Source organism: Flagellimonas taeanensis (assembly GCF_003584105.1).
Lineage (GTDB): Bacteria > Bacteroidota > Bacteroidia > Flavobacteriales > Flavobacteriaceae > Flagellimonas > Flagellimonas taeanensis.
Genome location: NZ_QXFO01000011.1, coordinates 14,337 through 28,664, shown reverse-complemented (window position 1 = coordinate 28,664; position 14,328 = coordinate 14,337). Strand labels below are relative to the sequence as shown.

12 protein-coding genes and 1 other RNA gene are annotated in these 14,328 nt (G+C 44.0%); 5 read left to right on the top strand and 8 right to left on the bottom strand.

Annotated elements, in window-relative coordinates; translation table 11 throughout:
• On the top strand, positions 1-1,353 hold the full coding sequence (gene creD / locus D2V93_RS04900; protein ID WP_182849944.1) for a cell envelope integrity protein CreD: 1,353 nt from the start codon (positions 1-3) through the stop codon (positions 1,351-1,353).
• A gap of 69 nt (positions 1,354-1,422) precedes the next feature.
• On the opposite strand, the gene D2V93_RS04895 is transcribed toward creD, so the two are convergent.
• Both D2V93_RS04895 and D2V93_RS04890 read right to left on the bottom strand, forming a co-directional pair.
• On the bottom strand, positions 1,423-2,286 hold the full coding sequence (locus D2V93_RS04895) for a DUF808 domain-containing protein (RefSeq protein WP_119618635.1): 864 nt from the start codon (positions 2,284-2,286) through the stop codon (positions 1,423-1,425).
• A 107-nt stretch (positions 2,287-2,393) separates the two neighbouring features.
• The gene (locus D2V93_RS04890) at positions 2,394-2,849 is read right to left on the bottom strand and encodes a COG2426 family protein (RefSeq protein WP_072877836.1); all 456 of its coding nucleotides are present in this window, start codon (positions 2,847-2,849) and stop codon (positions 2,394-2,396) included.
• A 220-nt stretch (positions 2,850-3,069) separates the two neighbouring features.
• On the opposite strand from D2V93_RS04890, the gene D2V93_RS04885 reads away from it, so the two are divergent.
• Positions 3,070-4,185, top strand: a complete 1,116-nt coding sequence (locus D2V93_RS04885; protein WP_119618634.1) for an Sb-PDE family phosphodiesterase — start codon at positions 3,070-3,072, stop codon at positions 4,183-4,185.
• Here the strand turns inward: D2V93_RS04885 and D2V93_RS04880 are convergent, their stop codons facing one another.
• Complete coding sequence (locus tag D2V93_RS04880) at positions 4,186-4,461, bottom strand: hypothetical protein (protein WP_143070666.1); 276 nt, start codon at positions 4,459-4,461, stop codon at positions 4,186-4,188.
• 82 nt (positions 4,462-4,543) lie between these two features.
• Positions 4,544-5,749, bottom strand: a complete 1,206-nt coding sequence (locus D2V93_RS04875; protein WP_119618633.1) for an NAD(P)-dependent oxidoreductase — start codon at positions 5,747-5,749, stop codon at positions 4,544-4,546.
• A gap of 321 nt (positions 5,750-6,070) precedes the next feature.
• Between D2V93_RS04875 and ssrA the strand changes: the two genes are divergently transcribed.
• Positions 6,071-6,469: a transfer-messenger RNA gene (gene ssrA / locus D2V93_RS04870) on the top strand.
• A gap of 309 nt (positions 6,470-6,778) precedes the next feature.
• Here ssrA and D2V93_RS04865 read toward each other — a convergent pair.
• From D2V93_RS04865 to pafA, 3 genes are all read right to left on the bottom strand, one after another.
• Positions 6,779-7,180 (bottom strand): response regulator, encoded by a 402-nt coding sequence (locus D2V93_RS04865; RefSeq protein WP_119618632.1) that lies wholly within the window; start codon positions 7,178-7,180, stop codon positions 6,779-6,781.
• 1 nt (position 7,181) lies between these two features.
• Positions 7,182-9,293, bottom strand: coding sequence for a PAS domain-containing sensor histidine kinase (locus D2V93_RS04860; protein ID WP_182849942.1), 2,112 nt, complete (start codon positions 9,291-9,293; stop codon positions 7,182-7,184).
• Between the two features lie 641 nt (positions 9,294-9,934).
• A complete protein-coding gene (gene pafA / locus D2V93_RS04855; RefSeq protein ID WP_119618630.1) occupies positions 9,935-11,587 on the bottom strand; it encodes an alkaline phosphatase PafA in 1,653 nt (550 codons plus the stop codon).
• Positions 11,588-11,899: 312 nt separating this feature from the next.
• Here pafA and D2V93_RS04845 point away from each other — a divergent pair, with 312 nt between their 5' ends.
• Both D2V93_RS04845 and D2V93_RS04840 read left to right on the top strand, forming a co-directional pair.
• Positions 11,900-12,661 carry a DeoR/GlpR family DNA-binding transcription regulator gene (locus D2V93_RS04845; RefSeq protein WP_072876945.1) on the top strand — a complete coding sequence of 254 codons (762 nt, stop codon included), beginning with the start codon at positions 11,900-11,902 and terminating at the stop codon, positions 12,659-12,661.
• A 116-nt stretch (positions 12,662-12,777) separates the two neighbouring features.
• The gene (locus D2V93_RS04840; RefSeq protein ID WP_119618628.1) at positions 12,778-13,458 is read left to right on the top strand and encodes an SGNH/GDSL hydrolase family protein; all 681 of its coding nucleotides are present in this window, start codon (positions 12,778-12,780) and stop codon (positions 13,456-13,458) included.
• 43 nt (positions 13,459-13,501) lie between these two features.
• Here the strand turns inward: D2V93_RS04840 and D2V93_RS04835 are convergent, their stop codons facing one another.
• Positions 13,502-14,260, bottom strand: coding sequence for a glycerophosphodiester phosphodiesterase (locus D2V93_RS04835; protein ID WP_119618627.1), 759 nt, complete (start codon positions 14,258-14,260; stop codon positions 13,502-13,504).
• Positions 14,261-14,328 lie beyond the last annotated feature (68 nt).

Here is a 14,328-nt window from a genome sequence, read left to right as displayed (position 1 = left end):
ATGACATTACAAAAACGTATCGGCAATTGGCTAAAAAACTCCATCTCCGCAAAAATGATCACGGTGGGATTCTTGATCCTTATTTTATTGGTCCCCTTGGGCTTTGTGGACGATCTCATTCGCGAACGTGGACAACGGCAACAGGAAGTAATCTCGGAAATCAACAGCAAATGGGGCGAGGAAGTCATCATCAATGGGCCCATTTTGAAGATTCCCTATCATCAATACATAGAAGAAAAGGTATTTGATGAAAAGACCAAGACCTTTCTCAAAACAGAAAAAGCGGTAAGGCATGAGGCTTATTTCTTCCCTGATGAACTAGACATTAATTCCAATGTCACCACACAACCTTTGGAGCGAGGCATATACAAGTCTGTAGTTTACACTTCAAATTCAGAACTTAAAGGGACTTTCTCTAATCCGAGTTTTAAAGAACTGGAAGTAAAGGACGAAGACATTCTTTGGGACAAAGCGACGATTGTGTATATGGTGAGTAACTTAAAGGGCATTCGCAATACTGTTGCCATCAACTTCAACAACCAACAGTACAACTTAAAACCGAAGTTTGACAATGCTTACATGAACACACTTGAATCCGATTTTATTGTCAATCTAGAAGAAATTCAAAACAGGACATTGGATTTTGAATCCAAAATTACCATAAATGGTAGTAATCGGTTGCAATATGTTCCCATTGGCAGGGAGACCGTGGTGGCCATGAAGTCCAACTGGCACTCCCCCAGCTTTAATGGAAATTTTTTACCCGACACAGAAGGAAAGAAAATTTCAAAAAATGGATTTGAGGCCCAATGGAAGGTTTTGGAAACCAATAGAAGATTTGGACAATCCTTTTTTGACCACCTTCCCGATTTAACGGAGTTTGCCTTTGGTACCGAATTCTTGGTTCCTGTGGACGATTACCAGAAAACCTCGCGTACCAGCAAATATGGGTTCATGATCATTGGGCTTACACTATTGGTTTTCCTTTTGATCCAAATTAGCAGCAAGATTTCCATTCATCCCTTTCAATATTTGATGATTGGCTTGGCCTTGGTCCTTTTTTACACCCTGCTGATATCCATTTCAGAGCACAAAAACTACCTCTTCGCCTATGTGGTTTCTGGCGGTGCCATTGTGTCTTTGATCACCATATATTCCAGGTCCATTCTAAAGAACACGAAATTCACTTTACTGGTTTTAGGGTCAATGTTGGGGCTCTACACCTTCATTTTTGTCATCATACAACTGGAAGATTACGCCCTTTTGGTGGGCAGCATAGGACTTTTTGTGATTCTGGCCACCATTATGTACACTTCGAGAAAAATTGATTGGTCGGGACAATTGGAAGATTAAGGACCGTGCACTGGCTCCGGGAATCCGGAGCAGTGCATATTATATGTAGAGGATTCCTCTAAAATTGATTTATCTCTTAAATATCCTTTTCACCAACTTCATCAGCAAAAGTGCCACAAGGCCCACCACCAAGCCCGCCAGAAAATCCTTCAACAAAGAGGGGAATTGAGGAAACAAATGGTGAAGGTATTCAATGTTATGGTTGAATATGCCCCCCGACACCAACAATAGGGCAAGTGTACCCACCACGGAAAGCGCCTTGATGATCCTGGGCAAAGCATTGACCAAGAGCATACCCACTTTGTCCGAAAAGCTATCGTCCCTATCGTTGAGTCGGATCAGCTTGTACCCATAATCGTCCATCCGGACAATGAGGGCCACAATACCATACACTCCCACGGTGGCCAAAAGGGCCACTACCGTCACCACAACTATTCGTGTCACCAAAGGTTCGTTGACCACGGTGCTCAGCGCGATGATGACAATCTCTATGGAAAGGATAAAATCTGTGATGATGGCCTGCTTCACCTTGGTTTTCTCCAACGCGGGCAAATCTTCTTCGGAAACAATTGTGGTTTCTTCCGTATGCTCTTCCTTATGTGGAAAAAAGAACTCATACACTTTTTCCGCTCCCTCATAGGCCAGATACACCCCTCCAAAAAGCAGTATGATAGTAATTGCAGTGGGAAGATAGGCGCTCAGCAAAAATGCAATGGGGAGAATGATCAATTTGTTCAAAAAGGAACCTTTGGTTATGGCCCAAAGCACAGGTATCTCCCTATTGGAAACAAAACCGGTCGCTTTCTCGGCATTCACCGCCAAGTCATCGCCCAAAATACCCGCTGTTTTTTTGGTCGCTATCTTGCTCATGGAAGCCACATCGTCCATAAGTGCAGAAATATCATCCAGGACCGCAAAAAAACCTGAAGCCATATCTATGTTTTTGGTTTAAAGAAACTTTTTTTGACCGGGAGCAAAATAAACAAATCCTAGCACAATGGCGCGTCAAGAAAAGTAAAAAAACCTTGCCCACTTCTTCATCAAACCCCTTCCAAGGAAACCAAAGTGGTGACCCAAACGATAACGGAAGAAAGGAAAATACCTATGGTATTGGCCGTGAAAGCTTCACGCTTTTTCATTTTGAACAGGTATGCTGCAATGGTACCCGCATAGACCCCCGTGCCGGGCAATGGCACCATCACAAAGAGGACTATGCCCAGAAATCCATACTTCTGCACTTTGCTTCCAGAACCCTTTTTGGCCCTTTGGCCCACATAGACCGCAGATTTTTTATAGAATCGCCATTTGACCAAATACCTGTTGATGTGCTCCAAAAAGAACATCATAAAAGGAAATACGAGAACGTTTGCCAAAAAGCAGGCAACAAATACCAGATACTCGTTCACTCCCTGGTACATGCCATAGGGAATGCCCACTTTGGCCTCTCCAAAAGGAGAAAGGCTCCAGAGTATCGCTATGATCAAATCTTTGTGCAAGGACAGCATTTTTTTGAACCGACAAACCTAGTGAGGATTTTGTTTATCCACCCTTTTGTAAACCTTAAATATTTATTAATTGTGACATATTCGGGCCATGTCCCAAATTTGTCCGTATCCGCTATGCGCCAACATACCTTTTAGGTTATCAGTTTGTAAAATCCTCTTCCGGGAATTGATACATTGACCACAGTTCATTAATTTTAGCAAAACCAATACCATGAAATTACAACCTCTCCTCATCGCTTTTTTTGCATCGGCCTTCGTTTTTTCCCAGGAACATTCCCATAAAAGTTCCAGAATCCTTGTTTTTCCCGATGTACCCGGTTACCGGACCTTGAAGACCGACCTTCACCAGCATACCGTCTTTTCCGATGGGAATGTTTGGCCCACCATTCGGGTCATGGAAGCCCTCCGTGACAATTTGGATGTGATATCCCTCACGGAACACATTGAATACCAGCCCCACAAGGAAGATATTCCACACCCTGACCGTAATAGGTCCTATGAGCTCGCACTGCAAGAAGCCAAGGACCATGATCTTTTGATCATACATGGTTCGGAAATCACAAGAAAACCTCCAATGGGGCATAGCAATGCCGTTTTCATCCAAGATGCCAATACCCTGTTGAACGACAAGGCTGAAGATTCCTTTGCCGAGGCCAAAAAACAAGGTGCCTTTGTGTTCTGGAACCATCCGGCATGGCATCCACAATCCCCAAATGGCAACCCCATTCTGAGCGATTTTCAAAAAGAGCGTATCCAAAAAGGAGAGCTGCATGGTATAGAGGTCATCAATATGGGTGACTATGCCGAGGAATCCTTGGCACTGGCCCTCGAGCACAATCTGACCATCATGGGCAATAGCGACATCCATGGTCTCATCGACTGGGACTACACGGAAAAAGGACACGACCGCCCGATTACCCTGGTCTTTGCCAAGGAAAAAACACAGGAATCCGTGAAAGAAGCACTGTTTGCTGGAAGAACGGTGGCCGTTTTCAATTCGTTATTGGTAGGAAAAAAAGAAAATTTGATTCCGCTGTTGCAAGCCTGCATCCAGGTTGAAAAAGCCCAATACATCAACAAGACCTCTATTCTGGAAGTGACCTTGAAGAATGTTTCCAGTAGCGACCTCATCTTTGAAAACCAGATGCCCTACACCTTTTATTCCAGTTCCCCAGTGTTTACAATATCCGCTGGTGAAACGAAGACCATCAACATCAAAACTTTGGAAAGGAAGGATGGTTTGACATTAACCTTAAAAGCGTTGGGCGCCTATGTGGCTCCGAAGGTACAACCCATTGTTGAGTGGGAAATCAAAATAGAGGAATGATCAGGCCACGGAAGGGATATTGGCGCCGTTGATCTCGATATCAAAATCGGGCAATATCTTTTTGATGCATTCCTTGGGGGTCTTTTCCGAAATCCAGACCCAATTGCGTCTTACATCTACATCAAAATGGTAGCATGAAAAATCGCCGCAGCATTCACCATCTACTTTGGTCAGCAAAAACTTGGTGATTCTTGGCCTGAGGCTGTATTCCAAATCGATACAGGCCCTTTTTATGGCTGAATCTATATTGCCTGAATATACCCAGTTAAAGTTCACTGTTCCAAATAATAGGACAAACAAGATACTGATAAATAACATATCATTAACAAAAAAACAACCTAAATCGACCAAGGGTAAATCATTCCTTTCCGTCCACATAATCCTGAAGGTAGGCGTAACGCTCGGTAAGTCTGCCGTTTTGGGTCATCCGGGCTCTTTGAAGGATTCCGTCCACATCCCCGTTAAAAAAGGCAGGAATCACGTATTTGGAAAATGCCTCGCCAAAACCGTTGCTGGCATCACGGGGCAGTTCACAGGGAAGGTTGTCCACCGCCATGACTGCAATGGCGTCCTCTTTTTTGAAATCGGTTTCGGTTTCTGTCCGGGGATCGTATCCATATATGGGCTCAGCGATGGTGGATGCCCTTAGGGTCGTGGCCACCGGACCATCGATATCACAACTGATATCGGCCACCACTTTTATCTTGAAGTCGGGGTGCTTTGCATCCTCACGGGTATACAGATATGGGGCGCCGTCGCCATAAAAATGTCCTGCAATATAGAAATCGGTCACCTTGGCAAAACGGAAGAAATTGGACCTGTACTCTTGTGGGTTTTTAAAGAAATCGGCCTTGTTACCGCGGTTACCATCCTTGCGCTTGTTGTATTCCGAGGCGTCTATCTGGCAATAAACCGGTTCTTGGAACATATTTTTCAGATAATCATCCACGCCTACCTTCTTCAGTCCCATGGCATCCAACATTTCCTTGGCCCCATTGCCTACCCTGCCCCTTCCGGTGAGCAAAATCTTGATGTTTGGAAGGTGGATGTTTTGAAGTTCTGCAACCAATGCCTGTTGGTCCTTGAGTGTTTCTGCCTTCGGCAGATGGAACAGGTCATACTTCAGTCCAAATGTCCGGATTCCATTGTATGCCCCCACAATGCCCGCATATCTCCCAAAGGCCACCAAACGCTGCCCTTTAGGGTTGGTGATGACCTCGTGATCGTACAGTTCGATGTTCTTCTCCATAATCGCCCTGAGCAGTTCTCTGTTATAGGGCTGTTTTTTGATGGTATGGGAAAAGAAGAAATATTTTTTATCGGGAACCAATGCATCTATGGGTACTTCCTTGACACCCAAAAGCACTTCACAGGATCCTACCTGATCAGAAATCTCCAAGCCTTTCTCCCTATATTCATCATCAGTGAACACTCTAATGGGAGACGATTCCACCAAAATCTGCGCTTTTGGAAAGCGGGCTAGGACATTTTGACATGCTGATGGAGAAAGCACAACCCTGCGATCTGGTGGGTCTTTGCGCTCCCGTATGATTCCGAATCTCATAAAATGATTTGGTATAATTATTGACCAAAATAAGAGGTTTGTGATGGGAAAGCAAACTTTTTATGGTTTGATGAATATGAATTACCTTTGCCGACCGCGTTAGGGATAGAGGCGACATCCTTTTTCTGTCATTTCGAGCACAGTCGAGAAACAAAAAAAGATACAGCCGATAGCCCGACCCCCGAACGTTTGGGGGAAACGCTATTAAAACGATCATTGAAAAGAACCGTGAACAAAGGCTCTTCGACATAGTTTATGCTGAGCGTAGACGAAGTACTCAGGGCTGTTCACCCACGATATGCAAAGCATATCTGGTTCACTGGGGCCGACCGGTTTTGACAGCAAGACCAATGGCGATGTAAGCATGCCGAGCTATGGAATTGACGCTCGTTAATCTCCGTTCCAACCTTTTACATGGCGAGTCTAACTACGCTTTGGCTGCCTAATTGACTGAATCACAGTAAGTCATGGCCTAGTCCCGCAAGGCGGGAAAGCTGAATGTCCCTTGGTAGCCCTTGTTGATGGCGACCTTTATTGGGGCACCATAAAAGTCAACATAGCGATCTTATAGCTTCGTTAAGATCGTAAAACTAAAGAAGCTAAGCGTACGATAGGCGGTTTTCGGTCGGTCGTGCGTCGACAATCAAACGAAGACTAAGCGTGTAGAAAGCATGGTTATTGCTTGTTTGGACGAGGGTTCGAATCCCTCCGGCTCCACTAGAAGACCATCAGAACAAAACATTAAACCTGTAAATCAATGATTTACAGGTTTTTTTATTTTATTTGGTTTCATTGGTCCTTCGATTTTTAAAAATATCCTATATAATGGTAACGCCGGACATGGCATGCCACCTTCACCGACCTAAAGTGAGCATAGTAATGATACTAGTAAATATCTATAAACCAATCTACTGTTTCAAAACTTGAAATGGTTCAAAAAATCCGTTTTTAGCGGTTCTCTGTATCTGTCCTTTCCATCAAGACGATAAAGTCCATTATCAATAATGATGACAAATACTTACACTATCCTCAAAAGTGCTCCTTTAATATTTGGAACAAATCATCTTTGGCTAACGGTTTTATCAAGTAATCACGTACTATACTATATTTTTTTGCCCGTTCCATATCGGATGGGTGGTTCGATGAACTCAAAATATAAATGACAACGTTTTCACGATCCTGTTGCGGTATCTCCAAAAGGTCGTCCAAGAAGCCCCAGCCGTCCTTTATGGGCATGTTCAGGTCCAAGAATATTACCTTGGGCAATGCTATCCCTTTTTTGTACATCTTGGTAATTCCCTCGATCGCTTCTTGGCCGTCGTGGTAAACCAATATCTCATTGGAAAATCCCAATCGCTTCATCAAGGCAGTCATCCCAAATTCGTGGATGGCGTCATCATCGATAATGCAGGCTTTGCCCTTTGTGTTCATACTAAACTGCTTTAATGAATTTAACCCGAAAAGTTGAGCCGACGCCCACTTCGCTTTCCACATGGATGCTTCCCCCAATGGAATCTATCTGGCTCTTTGTGATAAAGAGCCCGATTCCCTTTGCATCCTTGTTCCTATGGAAGGTCTTGTACATCCCAAAGACTTTGTCCCTGTTGGCCTCCATGTCAATCCCAAGTCCGTTGTCCGTCACGTCCAGGGTCACATCCTCCTCATCTTGACTGGCACGTATGGATACCAAGCAATGCTTCTTTTGGGTATCCCTGTACTTTATGGCATTGGTCAATAAATTTTGGACAATACTCTCCACATAGGCCGTAATTCCCATAACCTCAATACCATCGGGAATATCCACCTCTACCTTGACCTTTTTCTCATTGGCCAGGGCCCCCACATTCCCCATGACCTCGTTCACTATTTTTTTGAGCAAAATCCTATCCATCTTCTTCTCTTGGCCCGTTTTTATCTGAACCACTTCGTTGAGATGGGAAATGGTCTCATTGAGACCTTTTGAGGCTTTGTTCAACATGTCCAGGGTATTGTCATATTCTGTCTTATCCATCCCTCCCTCCAAAAGGAAATCCGTGATCATGGTAAGGTTGGCGGAATGTGAGCGCATGTTATGGGAGACGATATGGGCAAAGTTCAGGAGACTTTCATTTTGCATTGCTGAGATTTGCAGAAGGTTTCTCAATCTTTTTTCAGCTTCGATCTGGGGGGTTATATCGACCATTTGGATCAAAAAATGTGAAATTTCCCCTGTAGTCTTTTTCACCACCGTGACAGTGATTACCTTATGATGTATCTTACCATGTTTTCCAAGGTGTTTGGTCACCATTTGTTGAGTAGAAATTTCCCCCCTCAAAAATTCCTCAATAAGGGATGCATACATATCAACATTTTCAGAAAAGGCCACATCCCTATAATGGGAGCCTACCAATTCTTCACGAAGATATCCTGTACTCTTGCAAAAACTTTCGTTGACGTTGGTGAATTTTCCCCCCAGATCCAATAATGCCATGCCCACCGATGAGTTTTCAAAGACACCGTGCAGCGATTCCTCGGATTCCATGAGCTGGTCTTGGGTAAGCTTTAGATCAGTGATGTCCACAGTGATCCCGATCATTTTTTCGGCCTCTTCGTTATCATCCCATATTACATTTCCGTGAGATCTCATCCATCGGATTTCACCGCTGGGCATTTTTATCCTAAAAGTTATGATGTAATCTTTTTTATCCCTAATGGCTTCTTGGGCGATCTCCGTAGCTCTTTCATAATCATCTGGGTGGACACAGGCATCCCAAGCCTCAAAGGCATCCTTAAAATCCGTTTCTTTCAGGCCGTAGAGACCATAAATATTCTGGTCCCATTTCAACTTGTGATCTGGAATATTATACTCCCATACCCCTATTCCGGCCTTTTTGGTGGCCAGCATATGTCTTTCACTTATTTTCCTGTACTCCAGTTCAGTCCTTTTTTTTTCGTCTATATCCTGGAATATGCCATGAAGCCTAACAGTCTTGCCCCCCACGGATTCCACCTCGCCTATCACCCTTACCCAGATCTCCTTTCCGCTGGTATTGATGATTCTGTGCTCGGTATCCCATGGAATGCCCTTTTCCACACCATCGCTGATGACTTTGGCAAGAAGGTCGCGGTCGGGGCCCTCTTTATAAAAGGACAGCGCGGACTCCACACTGGCATGGAAATCTTCCGAAACACCAAGAATCTCACGGGTAACACTGGACCAATAGACCTTGTTCCCAAGAACATCCAATTGCCAGCCTCCAATTCTTGCGACCTTCTGAGACTTTACCAATAAGTCTTCCCGTATCTTTCTGTGGGTGATGTCCTCTAAAAAAAGTATGATCCTTTGTTCTTTGTTACATTGGCCTATCCTCCAACTGTACCAAAGAATATCACTGTTCTCCGTCACCACCTTATCTGAACCGGTTATTTGTGCTTTACCGTTTTTACAGCTTTCAATATCGCTCTTCAATGCCTCGGGCAAATTGGACATCACCTCAAACAACGGTTTGCCGACAATATGACCAGACTTGCCGAACTCCTTGACCCAATTATCGGAGAAATCCATGATACAGAGATTCCAATCCAGAAATATTACAGGGGCAGGACAATTTTTGAAAAATGATGGGTTGACCTCCATTGGTAATCTATTGCATGATAAAACTAATTAACTTTTTCTTAACAAAGAAGGAGATATCAAGTTTCTTGATGACAGGATAAAAGAAAAGTAGGTGACACCAATCAAACCATTTTATATTTTGAAGCAAAAAAAGGGCGCCTTAAAATAGGTGGACTGTTCCTTTTTATCCAATCATTATGAAAGGATTGCACATTGATCAACTAAATGAACGCTATAATAGAATTTACGGTTAGCTACTTAGCTTAATTTTTTCCATTCACTTTATTATGGGATAAAATAAATTTTCACTTGATTACAAATAAAAATCCTAATATATTATAAATTATTGATAATCAATATATTATATTCTAATATCCGAAAAAGTGACCTATTCGGTGAGCATAAATTTTTGAAAGGCTGAAGAGTCCTTGTTTATTGGGAGTTCCGGGAAAAAGTTCGAGTCCCGTCCACGGTCTATAATTAATTCGAAATGATGGCTCCATTCAGAGTTCAAGCTTCCAAGCACTTATCTGCGTAGTATGTATTTGGTATTTGTGGGCAATTTCAGCAACAATCAAACTTTTTCCATATTAGTTGAACAATTCACCAATGGGTCTTCTATCCGAAGCATCTGGCAAGGGGATATCCAAAAGCATTGACAGTGTGGGTGCTATTTGTGTAATGGTATATGGGGCAACGCTCAATCCTTGCTTCACGCCCCATCCGTACCAGAGCATAGGCACGTGCGTGTCCGTGGTGTAGGCCGTTCCGTGGGTGGTGCCGTAATCCCGCTGGTCCATCCAGCCAGGAAAGGAATGCAGGAGAATGTCCCCCGAATTTTTGGAATTGTAGGCATTGCGCACAAACTCACCTATAGTGCTGTTCGCCAAATTCCATTCGTGAAGGGCAGGAACAAAAACCTCTTTTACGCTGTCCAAGTTTTGCAGGTATAGGGCCGCTTTTTTAAGGAGTTCTGGGTTGGTCCTTATTTCTGGGACCAAATAGACTTGGGTATTGTCGATAAACGAGACGCAGTTTTCAATACCGGATTCCTTGGAAAGGTATTCATTCAGTTCTTGTCCTATCAGCTTAGGGTCATAGCTACTGCCGGGAAGTCCTTTTTGCTCCAAGAACCCGGGATGGTCACTGGCAGCATGGTCAGCAGTAAGGAACACCAAATAGTTGTCTTTGCCCACAGTTTTGTCCAAATGGGCCAATAGTCTGGCCAGTTCCCTGTCCAACCGCACATAGGTATCCTCCAGTTCTTTGGAGCGAATCCCAAAATAATGTCCCACATAGTCGGTACTGGAGTAGCTCAAGGCGAGAAAATCCATGTCCTTGCCTTTTCCCAGTCCCTCCCCGTCTATTGTGGCCATGGCCATTTCCGTTACTATAGTGTTTCCAAAGGGCACCTCGGTGAGCATGGCAAAATCGCCATTTTGTTTTCTCAGTTTTTTCAGGTTATAGGGGAAGACACTTTTCTTATTGCCCTTGTAGATTTTTTCAAAAGGGGAATCGTCAGGATTGCTGTTCTGGTAGCGTTCCATGGGCAAAAAGGGAGCCCAGGTCAGATTCATTAGGGAATCGGACAGTTTTCTTTTGTTGAAAGCGATGAGCCAATCCGGTAATTCTTCCCCATAGTACGAACTGCTGATGAAATTACCGTTCCCCGAATGGTACCAATAGGCATGATCGGCCATATGGCCGGAAGGAAATATCGCAGAACGGTCCTTTAGGGAGACCCCCACCACTTTGGACCGCCCATTGGTCGTCAGTTTCAGCTCATCGGTAATGGTATTGGCCATAAGGTTCTTGGGGGAACGGGAGTAGTTTTCCTTTTTATTAGGGTCCATGTATGCTGGGTCGTCCACAAGTGAAACCTCCATATCCTCCGCACAATAAACGATTCTTTTTTCCGCACGGCTATACCAGTTGTTGTTGACAATCCCGTGATGGGCGGGCGTTGTTCCGGTATAGACGGAAGAGTGCCCAGCGCCAGTAGTGGTGGGGATATAATTATAGTGCATGTTCTTTACGTTGAAACCTTCGCCCATCAAGCGTTTAAATCCATCCTCTGTATAATTATCCTGAAAGCGGTATAGATATTCAGCCCTCATTTGGTCCACAACGATGCCAACCACTAGTTTTGGCTTTGATTCTTGTTGGGCGGACAACATATTCAGGAAACATAGGGACACCATAAGGATTTTGGGCAAATGGCCCACGTTGAAAAAAGATTTCATGTGCTTGGATTTATTGATGAAAAATGGATTGTATGGATAGGGGATTTCAAGTATATTACATACGCTAATATACGGCCCCAAATACTTTCATACAATATCTTTTTGTTTCATTTACTTATTTTTATCGGTGACAGTCACAATTATGAAAACCTAACGCTCTTTTATTGAATAGATGGTGACAGAACTCTTATATGTTGGAAAAAATGCTAAATGGTCATGCGACAAAGCAGGAAGGTGTCAGCAATTGCTGCAGAATTAATACCTTTAAGCGATTCAGTTACCATACAGGACACTCTAACTAACCATTATTGAATGAATACGGTAGAACGGCACAAACATATCCTCGAGAAAATTCAACAAGAGGGGCAGATCAAAGTTCAATACATTTGCGAGACCATGGATATTTCGCCGGTCACGGCGCGGAAAGACCTCAAGTTTTTGGAGGAAAAAGGGCTGGTGTACCGAGTGCACGGTGGGGCAACATTGATCAATCCCTATACCATTGACAAGCACGTCAATGAAAAAGAGAAGATCCACTACGATGAAAAATCCAAGATTGGGGCAGCTGCCGCCAAACTGATCACCCCCAACGATTCCATCCTAATCGCGTCCGGAACAACCGTACTGGCCCTCGCCAAGAACATTGTGCCCCAGGAAAACCTTACCGTTATTACCTCAGCCTTAAACGTTGCTTTGGAACTGAACAAACATTTGGAGATTGAGGTGATACAGTTGGGAGGCGTGCTCCGGAAGCGTTCTTCCTCTGTTACAGGACTTTATGCAGAATCCATTTTGCCCGATTTTTCATGTAGTAAGTTTTATCTGGGTGTCGATGGGATCGATCTCGATTTTGGACTGACCACGGCCAATGTGATGGAAGCCCACCTGAACAGGGAAATGATCAAGGTTTCGCAGAAAACTATCGTTCTCGCCGATTCCACCAAGTTCAGCAAACGAGGCTTTGGCCGTATCTGCGGTTTTGAGCACATTGATGAGATCATCACCGATCAAGGGATTTCCAAGTTTACCCAAAATGCCTTGGAAGAGTATGGCATCAAGGTGACCATTGTCTAGACTTTTCCTACTCATAAAGAAACAGTGACAGGGTTTCGAAATTCATGAAAATCCTTTTATGGAGGTTCCGATAAATTTCCTTATATTTCGATTACTTTCTATAATTTGATTTAAAAATGAGATTTCCTGTTACCCGAGTGATTCTATATACGGCCTTGTTGGGCACTGCGAGCATTGTGGCTCAAACTGAAGAAATCAATAGGGATTACCGTCCCCGAACCTATGATGTTCAGGTGCGTCAGTTCAAAATCTATCCCGATACCACGGAGGATATCATATTCCTGGGCAACAGTATCACGGCCCGCGCGCAGTGGAACGAATTGTTGCAACTTCCCCAGGCCAAAAACCGGGGAATTTCAGGGGACACTACTTTTGGCATCTTGGAACGTTTGGATGAGGTGACCGAAGGGCAACCGGCCCAAATTTTCATATTGATCGGAATCAACGATATTTCCCGCAATTTTCCTGATGAGGAAATCATACAGAACTATGAGACCATCATCACCCGCATACAAAAGGAATCGCCAAAGACTCGATTGGTGGTACAGACCATCCTACCCGTCAACAGCAGTTTCGGGGAATATGAAAGGCACTACAATAAGGATGGGCATATTGCCAAAGTAAACGAGGGAATCAGGCAATTGGCCAAGAAGTACGGATTGACATTAATTGATATCCATCCTTTGTTTTTGGACGATTCGGGCAGTTTGAAGGCCGAATATACAGATGAAGGCCTACACCTGAATGAAAAGGGATATTTGCATTGGGCAGAAATCCTACGTCCTTATTTTGAATAAGAAAATCGGAATCCTGCCCGTAATCAAAAATCAGAATTGCTAACTATTTTTGTGCTGACAAAAGCTCGAAAAGCCGCTCTGGCTCATTGGTGGTAATAAAATCGACCTTTTTTTGGATCATGTCCATCATATCTTCCTCCGTATTTACGGTCCAAGCATTGACCGTCATATTCTCCTTGTGCGCCTCTTCGATCCATTCAGGATGGTTTCGATAGACTTTGATGTTGTAATCGATGCTGGTGTATCCCGATTTCTTGGCCTCGGAGGGTGCTAGGTCACCATTGAGGTAAGCCACTTCGGATCCAGGCGTCAATTGACTGACCAAAACCCCCGCATCAAAATCAAAGGTGATGTACTCCACTTGATCCCCACCACCCAGTTGCTTCACCAAGGCCACGGCCTTTTCGGTCAATAGCAGGGTATGCTCCTTGCCTGAAGGGGCTTTTTTGATCTCAAGGATCAAACGGGTTTTGTCCTGCTGGAGCCCTTCCTTTAGATAGGCTTCCAGAGTAGGGATTTTTTCGCCGTTTGGAAGGGAAGCAGATAATAAATCGGCATAATTGGTGTGCTCAATATCCATCCCCATAAAGTCGGCGTCGTGGTTCACTACAGGAATACTATCCAAGGTCATATGAACGTCAAACTCGGCCCCATAACAGCCCAACTCAATGGCATGTTTCAATGCGGCGATGGAGTTTTCGGGGAGGTCCTGTGTTTTCCATGCCCCTCTGTGGGCAATGACACGGGTATTTGTACCTGCTTCTTGCGAACAGGATACGTTTGAAAGTAGGAGGGGGAGCATTAAAAATGCCCCCCGTCTTATCAATTGAGAATAAATGGATGTTAATTTCATAATGATTGTTGAAATGT